The 20,897-nt window shown below is 73.6% G+C and carries 18 protein-coding genes; 8 read left to right on the top strand and 10 right to left on the bottom strand.

The features are described 5' to 3' along the window. Positions 1-52: 52 nt before the first annotated feature. From gyrB to dnaA, 8 genes are all read right to left on the bottom strand, one after another. The gene (gene gyrB, locus ACYVG5_RS09730; protein WP_222048409.1) at positions 53-2,098 is read right to left on the bottom strand and encodes a DNA topoisomerase (ATP-hydrolyzing) subunit B; all 2,046 of its coding nucleotides are present in this window, start codon (positions 2,096-2,098) and stop codon (positions 53-55) included. Positions 2,099-2,400: 302 nt separating this feature from the next. Next, entirely contained in the window at positions 2,401-4,065 is a 1,665-nt protein-coding gene (locus ACYVG5_RS09725; protein WP_460683147.1) for an ABC transporter ATP-binding protein, read from the bottom strand. A gap of 124 nt (positions 4,066-4,189) precedes the next feature. Next, positions 4,190-5,191 carry a hypothetical protein gene (locus ACYVG5_RS09720; protein ID WP_222048407.1) on the bottom strand — a complete coding sequence of 334 codons (1,002 nt, stop codon included), beginning with the start codon at positions 5,189-5,191 and terminating at the stop codon, positions 4,190-4,192. A 28-nt stretch (positions 5,192-5,219) separates the two neighbouring features. After that, positions 5,220-5,720: a DciA family protein gene (locus ACYVG5_RS09715; RefSeq protein WP_222048405.1), complete on the bottom strand. Its 501-nt coding sequence runs from the start codon at positions 5,718-5,720 to the stop codon at positions 5,220-5,222. Further along, a complete protein-coding gene (gene recF, locus ACYVG5_RS09710; protein WP_222048403.1) occupies positions 5,713-6,933 on the bottom strand; it encodes a DNA replication/repair protein RecF in 1,221 nt (406 codons plus the stop codon). The genes ACYVG5_RS09715 and recF overlap by 8 nt, the downstream gene beginning before the upstream one ends. Positions 6,934-7,111: 178 nt before the next feature. Next, positions 7,112-8,044 (bottom strand): phosphogluconate dehydrogenase (NAD(+)-dependent, decarboxylating), encoded by a 933-nt coding sequence (gene gnd, locus ACYVG5_RS09705; RefSeq protein WP_222048401.1) that lies wholly within the window; start codon positions 8,042-8,044, stop codon positions 7,112-7,114. Between the two features lie 100 nt (positions 8,045-8,144). Next, positions 8,145-9,308 (bottom strand): DNA polymerase III subunit beta, encoded by a 1,164-nt coding sequence (gene dnaN, locus ACYVG5_RS09700; protein WP_222048399.1) that lies wholly within the window; start codon positions 9,306-9,308, stop codon positions 8,145-8,147. 698 nt (positions 9,309-10,006) lie between these two features. Then, positions 10,007-12,019, bottom strand: coding sequence for a chromosomal replication initiator protein DnaA (gene dnaA / locus ACYVG5_RS09695; RefSeq protein ID WP_222048397.1), 2,013 nt, complete (start codon positions 12,017-12,019; stop codon positions 10,007-10,009). A 679-nt stretch (positions 12,020-12,698) separates the two neighbouring features. Here dnaA and rpmH point away from each other — a divergent pair. The 8 genes from rpmH (at position 12,699) to ACYVG5_RS09655 (ending at position 18,441) form a co-directional block, all read left to right on the top strand. Continuing rightward, a complete protein-coding gene (gene rpmH / locus ACYVG5_RS09690; RefSeq protein ID WP_222048395.1) occupies positions 12,699-12,836 on the top strand; it encodes a 50S ribosomal protein L34 in 138 nt (45 codons plus the stop codon). Further along, positions 12,805-13,221, top strand: a complete 417-nt coding sequence (gene rnpA, locus ACYVG5_RS09685; protein WP_460683139.1) for a ribonuclease P protein component — start codon at positions 12,805-12,807, stop codon at positions 13,219-13,221. The genes rpmH and rnpA overlap by 32 nt, the downstream gene beginning before the upstream one ends. Next, complete coding sequence (gene yidD, locus ACYVG5_RS09680; protein WP_460683138.1) at positions 13,218-13,547, top strand: membrane protein insertion efficiency factor YidD; 330 nt, start codon at positions 13,218-13,220, stop codon at positions 13,545-13,547. Before rnpA ends, yidD begins: the two co-directional genes overlap by 4 nt. After that, positions 13,540-14,694, top strand: a complete 1,155-nt coding sequence (yidC, locus tag ACYVG5_RS09675; protein WP_246630188.1) for a membrane protein insertase YidC — start codon at positions 13,540-13,542, stop codon at positions 14,692-14,694. Before yidD ends, yidC begins: the two co-directional genes overlap by 8 nt. 91 nt (positions 14,695-14,785) lie before the next feature. Then, entirely contained in the window at positions 14,786-15,466 is a 681-nt protein-coding gene (locus tag ACYVG5_RS09670; RefSeq protein WP_460683137.1) for a Jag family protein, read from the top strand. An 89-nt stretch (positions 15,467-15,555) separates the two neighbouring features. Beyond that, positions 15,556-16,158, top strand: coding sequence for a 16S rRNA (guanine(527)-N(7))-methyltransferase RsmG (rsmG, locus tag ACYVG5_RS09665; RefSeq protein WP_460683136.1), 603 nt, complete (start codon positions 15,556-15,558; stop codon positions 16,156-16,158). Positions 16,159-16,253: 95 nt separating this feature from the next. Beyond that, on the top strand, positions 16,254-17,324 hold the full coding sequence (locus tag ACYVG5_RS09660; protein ID WP_222048596.1) for a ParA family protein: 1,071 nt from the start codon (positions 16,254-16,256) through the stop codon (positions 17,322-17,324). Positions 17,325-17,349: 25 nt separating this feature from the next. Beyond that, positions 17,350-18,441: a ParB/RepB/Spo0J family partition protein gene (locus ACYVG5_RS09655; protein WP_222048389.1), complete on the top strand. Its 1,092-nt coding sequence runs from the start codon at positions 17,350-17,352 to the stop codon at positions 18,439-18,441. 46 nt (positions 18,442-18,487) lie between these two features. On the opposite strand, the gene ACYVG5_RS09650 is transcribed toward ACYVG5_RS09655, so the two are convergent. Together ACYVG5_RS09650 and ACYVG5_RS09645 are read right to left on the bottom strand one after the other, a co-directional pair. Beyond that, positions 18,488-19,483, bottom strand: a complete 996-nt coding sequence (locus ACYVG5_RS09650) for a D-alanine--D-alanine ligase family protein (RefSeq protein ID WP_222048387.1) — start codon at positions 19,481-19,483, stop codon at positions 18,488-18,490. After that, on the bottom strand, positions 19,480-20,895 hold the full coding sequence (locus ACYVG5_RS09645; RefSeq protein WP_222048385.1) for an aminotransferase-like domain-containing protein: 1,416 nt from the start codon (positions 20,893-20,895) through the stop codon (positions 19,480-19,482). Before ACYVG5_RS09645 ends, ACYVG5_RS09650 begins: the two co-directional genes overlap by 4 nt. Positions 20,896-20,897 lie beyond the last annotated feature (2 nt).

Here is a 20,897-nt window from a genome sequence, read left to right as displayed (position 1 = left end):
CTCGCAGGGGCCCGCGCCGAGCGGAGCGAGGTGTGGGGGGCGAGGGGGTCCTTTACACGTCCAGGAACCGGACGTCCTTGGCGTTGCGGGTGATGAAGCTGCGGCGGGCGACGACGTCCTCGCCCATGAGGATGCTGAACAGCTCGTCGGCGGCGGCGGCGTCCTCGAGGGTGACCTGGAGCAGGATCCGGCTGTCGGGGTTCATCGTGGTCTCCCACAGCTCCTTGGCGTCCATCTCGCCCAGGCCCTTGAACCGCTGGATGGCGTCGTCCTTGGGCAGCTTGCGCCCGGCCTCGGCGCCGGCCTTGAGGACGGCGTCGCGCTCCTTGTCGGTGTAGACGTACTCGTCACCGACCTTGCCACCCCACTTGATCTTGTACAGCGGTGGCTGCGCCAGGTAGACGTAGCCCTCCTCGACCAGCGGGCGCATGAAGCGGAACAGCAGGGTCAGCAGCAGGGTGCGGATGTGCTGGCCGTCGACGTCGGCGTCGGCCATCAGCACGATCTTGTGATAGCGCAGCTTGCTGACGTCGAACTCGTCGTGGATGCCGGTGCCGAAGGCGGTGATCATCGACTGGACCTCGGTGTTCTTCAGCACCCGGTCGATGCGCGCCTTCTCGACGTTGATGATCTTCCCGCGGATCGGCAGGATCGCCTGGAACATCGAGTCGCGGCCGGACTTCGCCGAGCCGCCGGCCGAGTCGCCCTCGACGATGTAGACCTCGGAGTTGCGCGGGTCGCTGGAGCGGCAGTCGGCCAGCTTGCCCGGCAGCGAGTTGTTGCTCAGCAGATTCTTGCGGGCCAGCTTGCGGGCGTCCTGCGCCGCGCGCCGGGCGCGGGCGGCCGACGCGGCCTTGGTGATGATCACCTTGGCCTCGGCCGGGTTGGCCTCGAACCAGTGGCTGATCTGGTCGTTGCAGACCTTCTGGACGAAGCCCTTGACCTCGGTGTTGCCGAGCTTGGTCTTGGTCTGGCCCTCGAACTGCGGGTCGCCCAGCTTCACCGAGACGATCGCGGCGAGACCCTCGCGGATGTCGTCGCCGGTGAGCTTGTCGTCCTTCTCCTTGAGGATCTTCTTGTCCACCGCGTAGCGGTTGACGATCGAGGTCAGCGCCGCGCGGAAGCCCTCCTCGTGGGTGCCGCCCTCGTGGGTGTTGATGATGTTGGCGAAGGTGTGCACCGACTCGGAGTAGGCGTCCGACCACTGCATGGCGACCTCGAGGGACATCGCCGTGTCGTTCTTGCCGGTGCCGTCCGCGGAGAAGCTGATCACCGAGCGGTGGATCGGGCTCTTGCGCCGGTTGATGTAGGTGACGTAGTCGACCAGGCCCTGCTCGTAGCGGTAGGCGACCTCGGTCGGCTCGAAGGCCTCGTTCTCGTGACCGGGGGCCGGGGCCTCCTCGGCGAGCGAGGTCTCCTCGGCCAGGCCGGTGTCGGCCTTGCCCTGACCGGGGCGCTCGTCGCGCAGGATGATGGTCAGGCCCTTGTTGAGGAAGGCCATCTCCTGCAGCCGGCGGTTGATCGTGTCGAAGGAGTAGTGCGTCGTCTCGAAGATGTCCTCGTCGGCCCAGAAGGTGACCGCCGAGCCGCGCTTGTCGGTGCGGCCGATCTCCTCCAGCGGGCCGGGCTTGGCCACGTCGTAGCGCTGGAACCACTCGGCGCCGTCGCGCCAGACGTTCACCTCGAGCCGCTTGGAGAGCGCGTTGACCACGGTGACGCCGACGCCGTGCAGCCCGCCGGAGACGCCGTAGCTCTTGCCGTCGAACTTCCCGCCGGCGTGCAGCACGGTCATGATCACCTCGAGGGTGGGCCGCTTCTCCACCGGGTGCATGTCGACCGGGAAGCCACGGCCGTTGTCCTCGACCCGCACCCCGCCGTCGGCCAGCAGGGTGACCCTGACGGTGTCGCAGTAACCGGCCAGCGCCTCGTCGACGGCGTTGTCCACGACCTCCCAGACCATGTGGTGCAGGCCGCGCTCGCCGGTGGACCCGATGTACATACCGGGGCGCTTGCGGACCGCCTCGAGCCCCTCGAGGACGGTGATGGAGCTGCCGGAGTAGGCGTTCTGCGCTGCGGGGGTGCTGGGTCGTGCGACCACGTGGGGCCCTTCTGTCGCGCAGCCGCAGCCGGCGCGCGGTACCGACGGCGATGTCGGCGGGGCGCAGAGCGGCTCTCAGCGGGCTGCTGGCGGTGTGTCACCTCCAGCGTACCGGGTCGGGACGACAGAACCTCGCCGTCCACGCCCTCACGTCGCGCCAGAGCCTCTCCCGGCACACGAGCCACCACCCGGGTTGCCCTCGCGGTCGACACGCCGTCCTCGGACCGCTGGGGGCCTGCCGTGAGATCGTCGGGCCGGCCGCCACGGGCGGACCCCGCCCGGTTCCACGTGGAACCGGGACCTCAGGTCAGCAGCTGTGCCTCGGCGAGCTCGCGGTAGAGCGGATTGCTGTCCAGCAGCTCGGCGTGCGTTCCCACGGCGGTCACCGCGCCGCCGTCCAGGACCACGATCTGGTCGCTGTCCAGCACGGTCGACAGCCGGTGGGCGACCACGAGCAGCGCCCGGTCGGCGGCCGCCGCGGCCAGCGTCCGGCGCAGCAGCCCCTCGTTGCGGGCGTCGAGGCTGGCGGTCGGCTCGTCGAGCAGCAGCAGCGCCGGTCGGGCCAGCAGCGACCGGGCGATCGCCAGCCGCTGGCGCTCCCCGCCGGAGAGCAGCACGCCGTCGTCACCGACCGCGACGTCCAGGCCACGGGCCGACCGCTGCACCACCGCGGTCAGCCCGACCTCGGCCAGCACCGCCCAGAGCCGGTCCTCGGTGGAGTCCGGAGCGGCGAGCAGGAGGTTGTCGCGGAGGGTGCCGGCCAGCACCGGGGACTCCTGCTCGACGTACCCGATCCGGGCGCGCAGCGCGGCCCGGGGCAATTCGCGCACGTCGGTCCCGGCCCAGCGGACGACGCCGCCGGACAGCGGGTAGAAGCCCTCGACCAGCGCCAGGACGGTCGACTTCCCCGCACCGGAGGGCCCGACCAGCGCGGTCCGGCTGCCGGCGGGCACCGAGAAGGACACCCCGCGCAGCACCGGCGTGCCGTCGGGGTAGGCGAAGTCCACGCCGTCCAGCTCGAGCAACGGCACCGGACCGCCCGCGGCCGGCACCCGCAGCACCGCACCGCCCGCCGGCCGCTCGGGCACGTCGTCGCGCTCGGGGTCCAGGGCCAGCACCTCCTGCACCCGGGCGAGCGCTCCCAGGCCGGTCTGCAGCTGGGTGTAGGACCCGATGAGCTGGCCCAGCGGCATGACCAGCAGGAACAGGTACAGGATGAAGGCGATCAGGTCGGCGACGGCGATCGACCCGGTGGCGACCCGGTAACCGCCCAGCCCGAGGACGGCGAGGAACGCCCCCTGGACGGCGATCGAGCCGGCCGGCGCCACCAGCGCCTCCAACCGGGCCACCCGGATCCCGGCGGTGAACGCCCGCTCGGCGCTGACCCCGACGGTCGCGACCTCCCGGGCCGTGGCGCCGCTGGCCCGGATGGTGCGCACCGCCGAGAGCGCCCGCTCCACCGCCGCGCTCATGGCGCCGACCTGCTCCTGCGCCTCCCGGGACAGCGTGCGCACCCGCCGCGAGGCGAGCACCGCCGTGGTCACCCCGACGCTCACCGCCGCCACGGTGACCAGCAGCAACCAGACGTCGACCAGCGCCATCGCCACCAGGGCGCCGACGCCGACCACGGCCGAGCCGACGATCTCCACCACCCCGCTGGTGACCGCGGCCCGCAGCAGGGTGGTGTCCGAGCCGACCCGGGACATCAGGTCCCCGGTCCGGCGCCGGTCGTACTCGGCGACCGGCAGCCGCAGCAGCCGGTCGACCAACCGGCGGCGGGTGCCGAGGACGACGCCCTCGGCGGTGCGCTGCAGCAGGTACTGCTGGCCGGCGCCCAGGACGCTGGCGGCCACGAGCACGACGACGAGCAGCACCACGCCGGAGACCACGGGGCGCCCCGCACCGACCGCGCTGATCACCTGCCCGATCAACGCCGGCTGGGCCAGCGCGGCCGCGGCGGAGACCAGGGACAGCCCGGCCGCCCCGGCCAGCGCACGGCGGTGCGGGCGCAGCAGCGGCAGCAGCTCCCGCAGGCCGGCGGTGGCCGTGGGTGTGGGTGTGGGCTCCGGCGCGGTGCTCAGGGCCGGCCGCTCAGCCCGCGGTGGCCAGCGCGCCGACCACCACCGCCAGCAGGCGGGCGTGGTGCTCGACCAGTTGCGGGCGGTGCCCGTCGGGCCGGACCGCGGCCACGAAGCCGGCGGCCGACCACAGCTCGTCGCCGTCGTCGGTGCCCAGCAGCAACTGCCGGACCACCGGGTCCTCGACCAGGCGCCGCACCTGCGGGCCGTCGGCCGCGGTGAGCAGCACCCAGCGGGTGTCGAACTCGGGGTCGCCGCTGGGGATCTGCACGAGCCCGCCGGTCCCGTGCTTCCACAGCCGGGCGGGGGACAGCCGGAAGGCGGGCACGTCGCCCAGCACCGGAGCGGCGGTGACCGCCCACTGCGGAACGACCATGCGGCCGGAGGCGTAGACGACGTCGAAGGCGACCAGGTCCAGGCCCATGCCCCGGCCGCGGATGACGTTGCCCGGCCGGTGGTCCTTGCTGGGGCGCACCGGCGCGGAGCGGACCAGGTCCGCCAGCGGTGCGTCCTCCGGGGCGCTGCCGTCGGAGGGCACCCAGCCGTGGCTCAGTCCCCACGCCTGCACGCCCACCGGGTCGTCCTCGCGGCGGAAGACCTCCTGGAACTCGCTCGGCCGCCGGGGCCGGCGCATCCCGCCGAACAGGCCCCGCCGGGCCGGCGGCTGCTCGGGCACCGGGGGCGGGACGTCGTCCTGCCGCTGTTCGGCCGCCGGTGCGTGCCACGACGGCGGCTCCGGCGCCGGCCCGGGAGGCGGCTCGGGAGCCGGCTGGGCCGGCTCGGGCGGAGCCGTCCGCGGGCGGTCGGGCTCGACGGCGGGCAGGTCCCAGCCCGGCGGCTGCCAGGCGGTCGAGCCATCGGATCGGTCGGCCGGGTCGGTGCCCGGGCCGTCCGGGCCGTCCGGGCCGTCCGGGCGGCCCAGGTGTGCCGGCTCCTGCCAGTCCGGCCCGTCCCGGCCGGCGTCTCCCGCCGGATCGCCGGCGTCGTCCGGGTCGCGGTCCCGTGGGCTGCTCATCGTGTCGCTGTCCCCTCCGTCGATGCGCTCATCCGTACGTGTCGCGTGGTCCGCGGCCGCGGACGGTGCGCGGCCCCTTCTTCCAGTTCGGCGCCGTCGGACCGACAACGCGCAGCCGCTTCACGACGTCCCCGCCGACCTGGTCGTGCAGCTTCGCCAGGATCCTCGGCGCGAGCAGCCGCAGCTGAGTCGCCCAGGCAGTCGACTCGGCCACCACCGTCAGCTCCCCCTCCGACAGCGACTGGGGCCGGCAGTGCTCGGCGATGTCCGGGCCGACCAGCGTGTCCCAGCGGCCGAAGACCGAGCCGACCCGGGTGTGCGCCGTCCAGTCCTGCTGGCTGACCAGCGACTCGACCAGCGAGCCCAGCAGCTGCGGGTCGTCCGCGCCGGGGTGCGGACCGGTCCACCGCCGACGGGGGCCGGCCACCCGCCGGCGGGTCGGCTGCGGACGGGAGGCCGACGCGGCGCGGGCCGCGTCGAGGGCGGCCCGGGCGATGTCGGAGGGCCGGGCCGGGCGCTCGTCAGTCACCGGCGGGCTCCCCGACCGGCTCGAGGCCCGGCTCGAGCTCCACTCCCACCTCGGGCGCCAGCACCCGGGCGTGGCCGTCGGCCACCAGCACCCGGGTGCCGCGCAGGGCGGCGGGCACGTCCTCCGCGACCGCGGCGGTGATCAGCGTCTGCTCCGCGCTGCCGGCCACCGCCGCCAGCGCGGTGCGGCGGCCGGTGTCCAGCTCGGCGAACACGTCGTCCAGCACCAGGATCGGGTCCTCCCCCTCGGCCCGGAGCAGGGCGAAGCAGGCCAGCTTGAGGGCCAGCGCGAACGACCAGGACTCACCGTGGCTGGCGTAGCCCTTCGCCGGGGCCGGCCCGAGGTGCAGCACCAGGTCGTCGCGGTGCGGACCGACCAGGGTCACCCCGCGATCGATCTCCTCGGCCCGCCGCTCGGCCACCCGCGCCTGCAGCGCCGCGGCGAGCTCCGCCGCGCCGGGCAGTTGCCGTGTCCCGCTCCCGGCGCCGTCCCCGATCGGTGCGCCGTCACCGGCCAGCGGCACGGTGCTGGCGTAGCCCAGCGCCGCGGCATCCGCGCCGGGCCCGGCGACCCCGGCGTAGGCCTCGGCGACGTAGGGCGCCAGGTCGGTGAGCAGCTGCAGCCGGGCGGCCAGCAGCTGCCCGCCCAGCTCGGTGAGGTGCCCGTCCCAGACGTCCAGCGTGGCCAGCGCGTTGCCGCGGGCCAGCCGGGCCGTCTTCAGCAGCGCGTTCCGCTGCTTGAGCACCCGGTCGTAGTCGCCGCGCACCCCGGCCAGCCGCGGGGTGCGGCTGACCAGCAGGTCGTCGACGAACCGGCGCCGCTCGGCCGGGTCGCCGCGCACCAGGGCGAGGTCCTCCGGGGCGAACAGCACCGTCTTGACCAGGCCGAGCAGTTCCCGCGGCCGGGGCAGCGGTGACCGGTTCACCCGCACCCGGTTGGCCCGACCGGGGTTGATCTCCACCTCGACGAGGAGCTCGCGCTCGTCCCGCCGCAGGGCCGCGCGGACCACCGCCTGCGCCGCGCCGTGCCGTACCAGCGGCGCGTCCGCGGAGACCCGGTGGCTGCCCAGCGTCGCCAGGTAGCCGACCGCCTCGACCAGGTTCGTCTTGCCCTGCCCGTTCCGGCCGACCAGCACGGTGGGCCCGGGGGTCAGCGCGAGGTCCGCGGACTCCCAGTTGCGGAACTGCCCGACCTGCAGGTGCCGGACGTACACGCTCAGGTCCCCGGTGACGTGCTGGAACGGCCCCCGTGCAGGGGCCCGCGCCGAGCGGGTGACGTGCTGGAACGGCCCCCGTGCAGGGGCCCGCGCCGAGCGGGTGACGTGCTGGAACGGCCCCCGTGCAGGGGCCCGCGCCGAGCCTGCGAGGCGTGGGGGGCACGGGGGTCCTTCCTCACGCGGGCTCCTCGGCCTCCTGCGTCCGGATCGCGCGCACGGCGTGCCCGCCGAACTGGTTCCGCAGCGCGGCGACGGCCTTCATCGTCGGGGAGTCCTCCTGGCGGGAGGAGAACCGGGCGAACAGCGAGGCGGCGATCGCCGGCATCGGGACGGCGTGCTCGATCGCCTGCTCGACCGTCCAGCGACCCTCGCCGGAATCCTCGGCGTAACCGGTGATCTTGTCCAGTGCCGGGTCTTCCTGCAGCGCGCGGACCAGCAGGTCCAGCAGCCAGGACCGGATCACCGTGCCCTGGGTCCAGGAGGCGACGACGCCCGGGACGTCCTCGATCAGGTCGACGGCGGCGAGCAGCTCGTAGCCCTCGCCGTAGGCCTGCATCAGCGCGTACTCGATGCCGTTGTGGACCATCTTGGCGAAGTGGCCGGCACCCACCGGGCCGGCGTGCACGAAGCCCGCACCGGGGATTGCCGCACCGGACTCGTCGGTCGGGCTCGGCGGCCGGAGCGCGTCGAAGACCGGCTGGACCTTGGCGACGTCCTCCTTCGACCCGCCCACCATGAGGGCGTAGCCGTTCTCCAGGCCCCACACCCCACCGGAGACGCCGGCGTCGACGTAGCCGATGCCCTTGGCCTTCAGCTCGTCGGCGTGCACCTGGTCCTCGGTGTACTTCGAGTTCCCGCCCTCGACGACGACGTCGCCCTCGGCGAGCAGGTCGCCCAGCGCCCGGACCGTCTGCTGGGTCGGCGCCCCGCTGGGCACCATCACCCACACCACGCGTGGTGCCGGCAGCGCCTCGACCAGGGCCTCGAGGCTGTCGACGTCCCGTGTGGGAGCGGACTGGTCGTAGCCGACCACCTCGTGACCGGCGCGGCGCAGCCGCTCGGTCATGTTGCCGCCCATCTTGCCCAGCCCGACCATCCCCAGCTGCACGGCTGGTCCTCCTCAACGTCGATGTGTGTGGTGCTCTTAGGCCCTCCTGCAGGGACCCGCCGCGAGCCTGCGAGCGGTGGGGGGCAGGAGGGTCCTTCTACTACCCGGGCAGGCGCACCGGCATGATCAGGTAGCGGTAGCTGCCCGGGCGCTCGGCCGGCCGCTGCTGCCCGCTGTCCGCGTCGGCCGGGGGCTCCTCGAACCCGGAGAGCACGGCGGGCTTGAGGGCGGTGGTGAAGTCCATCCGGGCCCGCTCGGTGTGGACCGCGGCCAGGCCGTCGAGCAGGAACGTCGGGTTGAACCCGATGGTCAGCGCGTCGCCGTCGAACTCGACGTCGCAGCGCTCCTCCGCCTGCCCCTCCTCGTCGCTGCCGCCGGCGCGCAGTGTGACCTGCCCGGGGGTGAACTCGCAGCGCAGCGGAGTGCCGCGCTCGGCGACCAGGGCGACGCGCTTGGCGGCGTCGGTGAACAACCCGACCGGCAGCAGCGCGCTGGACGTCGACTCGCTGGGCATGATCGCCCGGTACTTGACGAACTCGGCGTCCAGCAGCCGGGTGGTGGTCTGCCGGTCCTTGCCGGACAGGCCCAGGATGCCCTCCCCGGAGCCGCCGGAGGACAGCGACAGCACCACCTCCGGGCCGCTGGTCAGCGTCTTCGCCGCGTCGGCGAGGGTGCGCGCGGGCACCAGCACGGCCGCTGTCAGGCCCGGGGTCTCCGGACGCCAGGCGAACTCCCGCACGGCGAGCCGGTAGCGGTCGGTGGCGGCGAGGGTGACCAGGTCGTCCTCGATCTCCAGCCGGACGCCGGTGAGCATCGGCAGCGTGTCGTCGCGGCCGGCGGCGACGGCGACCTGACCGACCGCCTCGGCGAAGGCGTCGCTGTCGACGACGCCGGCCGTGGAGGGCATCGACGGCAGGGACGGGTAGTCCTCCACCGGCAGTGTCGGCAGCGAGAACTTCGCGTTTCCGCAGCTGATCGACAGGCGGGCGCCCTCGGCGACGATCTCGACCTGGTGCGGCGGCAGCGCCCGGGTGATCTCGGCCAGCAGCCGGCCGGGCACCAGCGCCTTGCCACCCTCGGTGGACTGGACGTCGATCTCGGAGCGGGCCGAGACCTCGTAGTCGAAGCCGGACACCGACAGCTGGGAGCCCTCGACCTCCAGCATGATCCCGGCCAGGACGGGCACCGAGGGCCGCGGCGGCAGGCTGCGCGCCGTCCAGGCAACGGCCTCGGCGAGCACCTCACGTGCCACCCGGAACTTCATCTCGAACCCACCCCATGCTCGTCTGTGCTGCTGTCGCGCGGGGCCGGAGGGCACCGCGTGCGGCGCTCATCCTCCCCTGCGCCGCCCATCGTGCCGTGCCAGGTGCCCCCGCGGACAGCCCCGCGGCCGATCGGTGCGCTGGCTCGTTGCTGTGCCGGTCCGGTCGGGAGCCCGGCGGGCCCGACCGGACGCTCTCCCATCGGAGAGTGTGGTTCGAGAACACATTGGGAGAAGTACTTCATCTTCGTCATCACAGGTGTGGAAGCTGGGGACCGGGCCTGTTCGTGCAGGTCGCCCCCGGAACCGCCCTGTTGGCCCGCTGTGGGCCCGCAGGCGTCGTCCTGTGTCGACACGTGGACAACTCGACCGCTGTGCACCGCCGTCGACCCGTCTCCACCCCCAGTCCCCGGTCGACGCCCAGGTCCGTCCCCAGCCGGTTCCCCGGGCCCCGTGGACAGGGGACGGCGGGCCCGGCCGTCGTCCCACACGTGTGGACAGCCCGCCTCTCCGGGTGGGACATCGCAGGTCAGCGGCGCGTCGGGGGGTGTGGGGCGGCACGGCGGTGGTGGAGATCCTGGGCGCGGGCCGTGGACCGGAAGATCTCCCCAGGCTGTGCACAGTCCTGGGGACAAGGGGATAAGAGGACCCCGTCGCCCCCCACTACTCGCAGGCTCGCAGTGGGCCCCTGCGACGGGGCCTTACGAACGGGCGCGGCTCTTGATCCGGGCAGTGAGCTCGGTGACCTGGGTGTAGGTGGCCCGGCGCTCGCTCATCAGGCCGGTGATCTTCTTGACCGCGTGCATCACCGTGGTGTGGTCCTTGCCGCCGAAGGACGCCCCGATCCGCGGCAGCGACAGCTCGGTCAGCTCCCGGCACAGGTACATGGCGATCTGCCGGGCGTTGACCAGGGTGCGGCTGCGGTTGGCGCCCTGCAGCTCCTCCATCGTCACCGAGAAGTACTCCGCGGTCGCGGCCATGATGATCGCCGCGGTGATCTGCGGTCCCTGCTCGTCGCTGATCAGGTCCTTGAGCACCAGCTCGGCGAGCGCCAGGTCGACCGGCTGCTTGTTCAGGCTGGCGAAGGCGGTGACCCGGATCAGCGCGCCCTCGAGCTCGCGGATGTTGGTCTGCACCTTGCTGGCGATGAACTCGAGCACCGCGTCGGGCGCCTGCAGGCGCTCGCCCCACGCCTTCTTCCGCAGGATCGCGATCCGGGTCTCCAGGTCCGGCGCCTGGACGTCGGTGATCAGGCCCCACTCGAAGCGGGTCCGCAGCCGGTCCTCCAGCGTCGTCAGCTTCTTGGGCGCCCGGTCGGAGGTGATCACGATCTGCTTGCTGGCGTTGTGCAGCGTGTTGAAGGTGTGGAAGAACTCCTCCTGGGTGCGCTCGGCGCGTTCCAGGAACTGGATGTCGTCGATCAGCAGGAAGTCGATGTCCCGGTAGCGACGCCGGAAGTCCTCGGCCCGCCCGGAGTGCACCAGGTTGATGAACTCGTTGGTGAACTCCTCGGTGCTGACGTACCGCACCCGCACGTTGGGGAACATCCGGGCGGCGTAGTGCCCGATCGCGTGCAGCAGGTGGGTCTTGCCCAGCCCGGAGTCGCCGTAGATGAACAGCGGGTTGTAGGCCCGGGCCGGCGCCTCGGCGACCGCGACCGCCGCGGCATGGGCGAACCGGTTGCTGTTGCCGATGACGAAGCTGTCGAACAGGTACTTGGGATTGAGCCCCGGGTCCAGCCCGGCCGGCCGGTGCCGGTCGGCGAACAGTGGGACGGCGCCGGAACCGCGGGGTGACTGCCGGTCGCCGGGACGGCGCTCGGCACCGCTCCGGTCGGCCGGTTCGGTGTCCCAGGGGGCCACCCCGCGCCGGGCGTCGTCCGGGGACTGCCGGAGGCCGCTGCCCCCGCCGTCCACCGGACCACCGCGGAGGTCGGCGGCCGGGCCGGCATCGAGGTCGGCCCGCTCCGGGTCCGCCGCGCCGCGTGACCAGTCCCGGCCGTCCCCGGACTCCGGCAGCCACACGTCCGAGCGGACCACGTCGCTGCGGACGCCGAACGCGCTGCGGCCGTCGTCGGCTCGGTCGCGGGCGGCGCGATCCTCCTCCGCCCGGTCCTGGGCGGCCCGGTCGCGGGCGGCCCGGTCCTCCTCGGACCGGCCGGCGGCGAAGCCCTCGGCGAAGCGGTCGTCGGCGAACTGCTGCTCGGCGGCCGAGCGCCCGGCGGAGAACCGGTCGGTGGCGAAGCGCTCGTCCCCGAACCGCTCGTCCCCGAACCGCTCCGTCGCGTAGCGGTCGTCGGGCAGCCGCTGCTGCACGTAGGACTCGAAGCGGTCGGCGGGACGGGGTGCGGCGGGGCGTTCGGCGGCGCGCTCGGGCGGACCGTTCCCCGGGCGCTCGGCTCCCCACCGGGGGTCGAGCGGCTGCTGGGCCTCGGCGGCCGGGTCGGCCGCCGGTGGGGCGTCCTCGAGCTGGACGGCGACCCTGATGGCCCGGCCGAACTGCTCCGACAGCGCCTCGGCCAGCACCAGGCGCATGCGGGACTCGAGGACCGTCTGGGTGAACTCGTTGGGCGCCGCCAGGACGGCGGTGTCCTCGACCAGGCCCAGCGGGCGGGTCAGGTTCAGCATCGCGTTCTGCTGAGGGGACAGGCTGGTGGCGAGCCGGTCGCGGATCTGGTCCCAGACCGTCGCCAGGTCGACCGTGGAGTCGGCCATCGACTGTTGTCCCCTTTCGGTGCTTCTGTTCCGCGCCGCATCGACGGTTCCGCCGCGGTGCGCCCGTTCCCGGGACCCGGCTGGGTCCCCCGGCCGGTCCCCAGGTGTGGACTCCAGCCGAGCTGCTTCCACACCGGTGTCCACAGAGTGTGCACGGCTGGTGACGTCCGCCGCAGTCTCGGCGGGGACCGGGCCTGGCTGGACCACGTCGTCGCTGGTCAGGGCGGTGTAGGGGTGTTCGGTGGGATGCGGTTGCAACCGGGTGCGCGACCAGGTCGGCGCCCGTGGCGGGGCCCGGTCGTCCACCGCGGAGCGACGGCGACGCTAACAGCCCCATCCACAGCCCGGCAACGAGCACCGGCGAGTCCGGCCCGGGTACGGCGCCCGCCCGCGGCGTGTCCTCCCCGTCCGCAGTGTGCGCGGGTGGAGCATGACGGGTCGACCGGTACGCCGGGCGCGACGCGGTCGCCGTCGTAACTCGGCTATGCTGGTCGGAGTCTGTGGACAGCCGACCGGTGCCCGCGTGAACTGCGTGCACGACACCGGGCGGCCGGCCCACGGCAGACCAGCCTCGGGTGCAGGGAGCGGTCGCGGGTCCCGCGACCAGCCTGCACCCGCACGCGTGTGCGGCCCGACCCGGGTCGCACCGCGCCGACGTCATCAGTAGTGGGAGTCCCTCGTGAGCAAGCGCACGTTCCAGCCGAACAACCGCCGCCGGTCCAAGACCCACGGCTTCCGGCTGCGGATGCGCACCCGGGCCGGGCGCGCCATCCTCGCCGCCCGCCGTGGCAAGGGTCGCGACAAGCTCTCCGCCTGACGTGCTGCCAGCGCAGGCACGCCTGCGCCGGCGGCCGGACTTCACCGTGGTCGTCCGGACCGGACGCCGTGCCGGCCGTCCGACCATGGTGCTGCACTACCTCCCTGTACGGCCCGTCGCCCCGGCCGGGGGTCCTGGTGACCCTCGGCCCGGGCCACGGGCCGGTTTCGTGGTCGGCAAGGCCGTCGGCAACTCGGTCTGCCGGCACCGGGTGACCCGTCAGCTGCGCCACCTGCTGCGCGACCGGCTCGACCGCCTCCCCACGACCGCCGACCTCGTCGTGCGGGCCCGGCCGGAGGCCGCCGCGGCCGGTGCCGCGGCCCTGCGCCGTGACCTGGACGCGGGTCTGGACCGGCTGCTCGGCGACCGGGCATCCCGCCCGTGACGAGCGGGAGCCGGGGCCGGGTCGCGCGTGCCCTGCTGGCCGCCGCGGGCTTCTACCAGCGCGCGGTGAGCCCGGTGCTGCCGCCGCGGTGCCGGTTCCAGCCCACCTGCAGCGCCTACGCCATCGAGGCCGTGGAGCTCCACGGCGCCGGCCGGGGCAGCTGGCTGGCGGCCCGCCGGCTGGTCAAGTGCGCGCCCTGGCACCCCGGCGGCGTCGACCTGGTGCCGCCGCGCACCCCATCGTCGAGCGGGACGGACCGTCGTCCCCATCGTGCTCCCCGGCCGGCTCCCGGCCGGACCCCGCCGCAGGAGGCTGGCGTTGTTTGACTTCAACCTGAACTGGCTCTACACCGGCATCGCCTGGGTGATGAAGCAGTGGCACACGCTGTTCTCCAGCTTCCTGGACCCGGCCAGCGGCATCACCTGGGCGCTGTCGATCGTGTTCCTGGTGGTCACGATCCGCGTGCTGCTGTTCCGGCTGTTCGTCAAGCAGGTGAAGTCGCAGCGGGCGATGCAGGAGATCCAGCCGGAGATCCAGAAGCTGCGCAAGCAGTACGGCTCGGACAAGCAGGGCTTCAGCCAGGCGATGATGGCGCTGCAGAAGGAGCGCGGGGTCAACCCGCTGGCCGGCTGCCTGCCGATCCTGCCGCAGATCCCGGTGTTCCTCTCGCTGTTCCACGTGCTGCGCCGGCTCGCCCCGGGCAAGGACGGCCTCTACAGCTGGGACGACACGCTCACCGACCAGGCGGCGTCCGCGCAGCTGTTCGGCGCACCGATCTCCTCGTCCTTCAACATGGACGGGCCCAAGGAAGACGCGATCCTCGCCCTGGCGGGCGTTTCCTACACCAACATCCGGATCGTCGCCTTCGTGCTGATCGTGGTCATGTGCGCCACGACGTACTACACCCAGCGGCAGATCATGAAGCGATCCGGGCCGGTCGAGGGCCAGGCCGCGATGGTGCAGAAGCTGCTGCTCTACGGCATGCCGCTGAGCCTCTTCGTCACCGGGTTCTTCTTCCCCATCGGCGTGCTGCTCTACTGGTTCACCAACAACCTGTGGACCCTCGGCCAGCAGTTCTACATCCTCAAGAAGCTGCCGCCGCCCGGCTCGCCGGGCGCGCTGGCCAAGGCCGCCGCCGACCGGCCGGCCATCGACCCCAAGTCGCTTGCCCCCAAGCCCGGCGTCAAGCCGGTCCGCCCGAAGCCCGGTCGTCCGGCCGGTACCTCCCCCACGGTGGCCCCCGGGTCCACGGTCGGCCCGGACGGCGCGGTTCCGCCCACGGACGCTGCCGGTCCCACGGACGGCCCCGCGGACGGCCCCGCGGACGGCACCGTCGGCACCGGCTCGAGCGGGTCGACCGCGTCCGGTGGCGCCAACGGGCGCCCGTCCGGTGCCTCCAACCGGCCGCGCGGGAGCTCCGGAGGCGGTTCCGGGCCGGCTCCGGCCAACCGGGGCAAGCGCAAGCGCCGCTGACCTCCGGGTCGCCGCCACACCGGCCGGTCGTCACCGGCCCCTCGACCACCGGGTTCGCCCGGCCGCCTGCACGACCCTGGGAGGAACCACCGTGAGTGCACCCGACAACGATACCGTGACCACCGCCGAGGCCACCTCGGACGCCGTGCTGACCCGGGCCCCCGACGCCGGGGACGGCACCGACCCGGCGCTGCCCGATGCCGACGAGGCGTCGACCGACGCCGTCGTGGAGCCGGTCGACGACGAGGACGACGGCGACGACGGGGAGGGCGATGACGGGGACGAGGACGACGAGGACGACGAGTCGGCCGACAGGCTCCTCGTCCGCGAGGGCGACGTCGCCGGCGACTACCTCGAGCGGCTGCTCGACATCCTGGACGTGGACGGCGACATCGACCTCGACGTGGAGGGCGACCGCGCCTCGGTCGCCGTGGTCGGCGGTCAGCTGAAGACGCTGATCGGGCCCGAGGGCGCCACCCTGGAGGCGCTGCAGGAACTCACCCGGCTCGCCGTCGCCCAGTCCACCGGGGTGCGCAGCCGGTTGATGCTCGACATCGGCGGCTTCCGGGCCAAGCGCCGGGCCGACCTGACCACCCTGGCCACCGAGGCCGCGACCCGGGTCGCGGAGAGCCGGCAGCCCGAGCGGTTGGCCGCCATGAACCCCTTCGAGCGGAAGGTGGTCCACGATGTCATCGCCGCCGCCGCCGGGGTGCGCAGCGAGTCGGAGGGCGAGGAGCCGAACCGCCGCGTCGTGGTCCTGCCCGACCAGTGACCACCGGGCAGGGGCCTCGGCCCGGGGACGCCCCGGTCAGCGATGATACGGACCAGACAGTTCCGGAACCTCCGGCGACCGCGGCCCGGGTGTTCGGGGACGCACTGGCCGACGCCCGCCGGTATGCAGCGATGCTGGCCGGGGACGGTGTGGTCCGTGGCCTGATCGGGCCGCGGGAGGTGCCGCGCCTCTGGGAGCGGCACCTGCTCAACAGCGCGGGGATGGCCGAGGCCGTCCCCGCCGGCGCCCGGGTGGTCGACGTGGGCAGCGGTGCCGGCCTCCCCGGCATCCCGCTGGCGCTGGCGCGACCCGACCTGACCCTCACCCTCGTGGAGCCGATGGCCCGCCGGGTGGAGTTCCTCACCGACGTGACCACGACGCTCGGTGGCCACTGGCGGGTGGTGCGGGGCCGGGCGGAGGAGCGGTCGGTGGTCCGCGCCGTGGGGGCGGTGGACGTCGTCACCGCCCGGGCGGTCGCGCCGCTCCCCCGGCTCGTCGGCTGGTGCCGGGGACTGCTGCGCCCGGGAGTCCAGTTGGTCGCCCTGGTCGGCGCCCGAGCGGCTGCCGAGGTGCCGGACCTGGTTCCCGAACTGGAAGCCGCTGGAATGCGAGACGTGCACACCCGGGCAGTCGGTGTCGGGCTCGGGCCCGCAGCCACTACCGTGGTGGTCATGACGCGCGGTGGCCGGTGACGCTCACCCGCTCTGGAACGGGACCGTTCCACGTGGAACAGCAGCAGGACGCGCGTGCGTTCCACGTGGAACACGGCGGTGAGGAGGGTGCACCGATGACCGACCCGGGTGAGCGGTTGCGCAACAGCTTGACCGCGGACCAGGCTCCCGCCGAGTTCGACAGCCCGATCGCCATGGAGGCGATGCGGGCCACCCGCGTGCTGCACGCCGCCCACCAGGATCCCTTCCCCACCCCGGGACGGATCCGGGTGATCACGGTGGCCAACCAGAAGGGTGGCGTCGGCAAGACGACGTCGACGGTGAATCTCGGGGTGGCGCTGTCGATGTACGGGCTGCGGACACTGGTCATCGACCTCGACCCGCAGGGGAACACCAGCACGGCGCTCGGCGTCGAGCACACCGTCGGAACTCCGTCGATCTACGACACCCTGGTCGGGGACAGCCCGCTGCTGGACGTCGCCGCGGCGACCACGGCGAGCCCGCTGCTGCGGTGCGTGCCGGCGACCATCGACCTGGCCGGCGCGGAGATCGAGCTGGTGTCGATGGTGGCCCGCGAGCACCGGCTCCGCCGGGCGATCGAGGCCTACCTGTCCGACGTGCCGGCCGGCGAGCGCCCGCACTACGTGCTCATCGACTGCCCGCCGTCCCTGGGGCTGCTGACGCTGAACGCGCTGGTGGCCGGGGACGAGGTGCTCATCCCGATCCAGTGCGAGTACTACGCGCTGGAGGGGCTCGGTCAGCTGCTCTCCAACATCGACCTGGTGCGGGCGCACCTCAACCCGGGCATCTCGGTGAGCACCATCCTGCTCACCATGTACGACGGCCGGACCAAGCTCGCCGACCAGGTGGCCGACGAGGTGCGCAACCACTTCGGCGGTCTGGTGCTCACCGCGGTCATCCCCCGCAACGTCCGGGTGAGCGAGGCCCCTGGTTACGGGCAGTCGGTGCTCACCTACGACCCGGGGTCCCGCGGCGCCACCAGCTACGTGGAGGCGGCGAAGGAACTGGCCGAGCGCGGGGTGCAGCTGACCCCGGTAGCAGACCCACCGGCACCACCGGCTGCCCCGCCGCCCCCTGCGCCCCCACCGGCCACACCCCCGGTGGCCGCCCTGGTCCTGGGGGAACCGGCGGCCATCCAGCGGCTGACCGGCAGACACGGCTCATGATCGAACCCCACAGCGAGGAGGACTCGTGAGCAAGCGCGGCGGCCTCGGCCGGGGCCTGGCAGCCCTCATCCCCACCAGCGCCCCCGCCCCCACGGCGACACCGGCGGCCCGCGCGGCCGAGGCGGCCGAGCACGGAGGCGGCGTCGGGACGGCGGAGCGACCGGATCCGACGGCGGATCCGGGGTGGACCGGGCGGGCCACGCCGTCCGGCCCCGTCGCGGCTCCGGACGAGCCGGCGGCCGCGCCCGCGGCGGGTGCGGCGACGGAGCTCGAGGCGGTCCTCGGCGTTCCCGGCGCACAGCTGCGCGAGGTGCCGGTGGGGGACGTCGTCCCCAATCCCAAGCAGCCCCGGCAGGTCTTCGACGACGACGCCCTGGACGAGCTCACCCACTCGGTGCGCGAGTTCGGTCTGCTGCAACCCATCGTGGTGCGCGAGAGCCCCGACGGCGGCTACGAGCTGATCATGGGCGAGCGCCGGCTGCGCGCCGCCCGGGCCGCCGAGCTGGAGACGGTGCCGGCGATCGTCCGGTTCACCGCCGATGACGCGATGCTCCGCGACGCGCTGCTGGAGAACATCCACCGCGTCCAGCTCAACCCCCTGGAGGAGGCCGCGGCGTATCAGCAGCTGCTGGAGGAGTTCGGCGCCACCCACGAGGAGCTGGCCGGCAAGATCGGCCGGAGCCGGTCGCAGGTCACGAACACGATCCGGCTGCTGAAGCTGCCGGTGAAGGTGCAGACCCGGGTCGCGGCGGGCGTGCTGTCCGCCGGTCACGCCCGAGCCCTGCTCGGCCTCCCGGAGGCGGACGCACAGGAGGCGCTGGCCACCCGGATCGTCGCCGAGGGCATGTCGGTGCGCGCCACGGAGGAGGCGGTGTCCCTCGCCGTCGCCGCCTCGCCCACTGCGGCACGCCGCACCAACCGCAAGCTCAGCGCCCCCGGCGTGGAGGATCTCGCCGGCCGGCTGTCCGACGTGTTCGAGACCAAGGTGAAGGTGCAGATCGGCCGGGCCAAGGGTCGCATCGTGGTCGAGTTCGGCTCGGTCGACGACCTGCAGCGGATCATCGGCCTGATGGCCCCGGACGTCACCGGACGGAGCACCGGGCCCGCCGAGGGTTGATCCTCCCGCCGCACCGCTGGTTCCGTCACTGACGGAACTAGCGGTGCTACCGCGTGCTGCCGGCCCGGTGGGTCAGCAGCCGGGTGAGCACGTCACCGAGCTCGTAACCGGCGGCCTCCAGGGCCATCGGGAACATCGAGGTCTCGGTGAGCCCGGGCGACACATTCACCTCCAGGAAGTGCACCTCGCCGTCCGGGGTCACGATCGCGTCCGTCCGGGACAGGTCCGCCAGACCGAGCGCGCGGTGCGCCGCCAGCGCCATCTCCGCCGCCCGGGCGGCGACGTCGTCGGGCACCCGGGCCGGCGCGTGGTACTCGGTGAGGCCCGGGGTGTAGCGGGACGTGTAGTCGAAGACGCCGGACTCCGGGGCGATCTCGACCGCGGGCAGCGCCTCCGGCCCCTCCCCCAGGTCGACCACCGAGAGCGCGAGCTCCACGCCCTCGATGAACCGTTCGACCAGCACGGTGTCGCCGTAGGCGAACGAGCTCACCATCGCGGCCGGCAGGTCCTCGACCCGGCTGACCTTCTGTGCGCCCAGTGCGGAGCCGCCGGAGGCCGGCTTCACCATCAGCGGCAGCCCCAGCCGGGCCACGATCAGGTCGAGCACGGCGCCGGCGCCGAGCTCACGGAAGGTGCTGTGCGGCAGCGCCACCCAGTCGGGCGTGGCCAGCCCGGCGCCGCGTACGACCGACTTGGCGGCCGGCTTGTCCCAGGCCAGCCGGCAGGCGGCGGCGGGGGAGCCGACGTAGGGAACGCCGGCCAGGTCGAGGACCGCGCGGAGCGCGCCGTCCTCGCCGGTGGCGCCGTGCAGGGCGATGAACACCGCGTCGGCCGGGTGGGCCGACAGGCCGGGCAGCAGCTCGGCGTCCGCGTCGTGCAGCTCGGCGTCGACTCGGGCGCGATGCAGCGCCTCCATCACCTGGCCGCCGGAGGACAGGCTCACCTCCCGCTCGAAGGTCAGCCCGCCGGCGAGCACCAGGGCCCGGAGCGGGTGCGCTGGCCGGGCGGCGGTGTCGACGGCGGTGGGGGCCGGCTCGCTCATGCCTGGTCTCCGCTTCGGTCGCTGTTGGCGGGCCCGATGATCGACGGGCCGGCACCGGACGGCCGGACCGCGGTGAAGGTCCCGGTGTCGACCGCGTCGAACGTCTCGTGCAGCTCGAGCTCGGCCTCGACGACCCGGGCCAGCCGGCGCACGCCCTCACGGATCCGGTCCGGCTCGGGGTAGCAGTAGGACAGCCGCATGTACTCCCGCCCCTGGCCGTCGGCGTAGAAACCGATCCCGGGCACGTAGGCCACGTGCGCGGCCACCGCGCGGGGCTGCATCAGCTTGGCGTCGAGACCGTGCGGCAGCTTCAGCCACACGTAGAAGCCGCCGTCCGGGCGGGTCCACGTCGTCCCGGCCGGCATCAGCGCCTGCAGGGAATCGAGCGTGGCATCCCGCCGCTCGCGGTAGAGCTCGGTGAAGATCTTGATCTGCTCGCGCCACGGCTGGGTGTCCAGGTAGCGGGCGACCGCGTACTGGGTCAGGGACGGCGGGCACAGCACCTGCGCCTCGGTGGCCAGGACCAGCTTCTCCCGGACGGCGAGCGGAGCGAGCACCCAGCCCACCCGCAGCCCCGGGGAGAACGTCTTGGAGAACGAGCCCAGGTAGATCACCCGGTCGTCGTTGCGGGCGCGCAGCGCGCGGATCGGCTCGTGCTCGAAGCCGAGGAGGCCGTAGGGGTTGTCCTCGATGATCAGCAGGTCGTACTGCTCGGCCAGCGCGATGATCGCCTCGCGGCGCGGCTCGGTGAGCGTGACGCCGGCCGGGTTGTGGAAGTTGGGCACCGTGTAGAGGAACTTCACCCGGTCCCCGGCGGCCCGGCAGGCCTGGAGCGCCTCCTCCAGCGCCTCCGGGATGAGCCCGTCGTCGTCCATCGCAACGTGGCGCACCCGCGCCTGCGCCGCCTGGAAGACGCCCAGGGCGCCGACGTAGGAAGGCGCCTCGGCGAGGATGACGTCGCCGGGGTCGATGAAGACCCGGGTGACCAGGTCCAGCCCCTGCTGGGAGCCGACGGTGACGACGACCTCGCTGGGTGAGGCGTCGGTGATGCCCTCCAGGGCCATCACGTCGCAGATCCGTTCGCGCAGGCGTGGATCACCCTGCCCGGAGCCGTACTGCAGGGTCTGGGCGCCCATCCCGGAGACCAGGTCGCCGATCATCGAGCCGACCGCGTCCAGCGGCAGGGCCGTGACCGCAGGCATGCCGCCGGCCAGTGAGACGACCTCCGGCCGGCTCACCACGGAGAACAGCGCCCGGATCTCCGAGCTCTTCATCCCGTGGGTGCGTGCTGCATAGCGGTCTGCCAGCGGGTCCAGCCGCGGGTGGCGGGGATGGACGTGCGGGGACGCACCGACGGAGTGCGCCCCGGCCTGACCGGAACCGACCGTCGGGTCGGGCGCAGGAGGGGTCACCC

Source organism: Modestobacter lapidis (assembly GCF_054780755.1).
The sequence above is the reverse complement of the archived record's forward strand: the minus strand, read 5'-3'. Positions and strand labels throughout refer to the sequence as shown.

Coding starts and splice junctions, on each gene's coding strand:
- ACYVG5_RS09720 (WP_222048407.1), bottom strand. CDS start 5,191: ATGAGCAGCCCACGGGACCGCGACCCGGACGACGCCGGCGATCCGGCG.
- dnaN (WP_222048399.1), bottom strand. CDS start 9,308: ATGAAGTTCCGGGTGGCACGTGAGGTGCTCGCCGAGGCCGTTGCCTGG.
- dnaA (WP_222048397.1), bottom strand. CDS start 12,019: ATGGCCGACTCCACGGTCGACCTGGCGACGGTCTGGGACCAGATCCGC.
- ACYVG5_RS09660 (WP_222048596.1), top strand. CDS start 16,254: ATGACCGACCCGGGTGAGCGGTTGCGCAACAGCTTGACCGCGGACCAG.
- ACYVG5_RS09650 (WP_222048387.1), bottom strand. CDS start 19,483: ATGAGCGAGCCGGCCCCCACCGCCGTCGACACCGCCGCCCGGCCAGCG.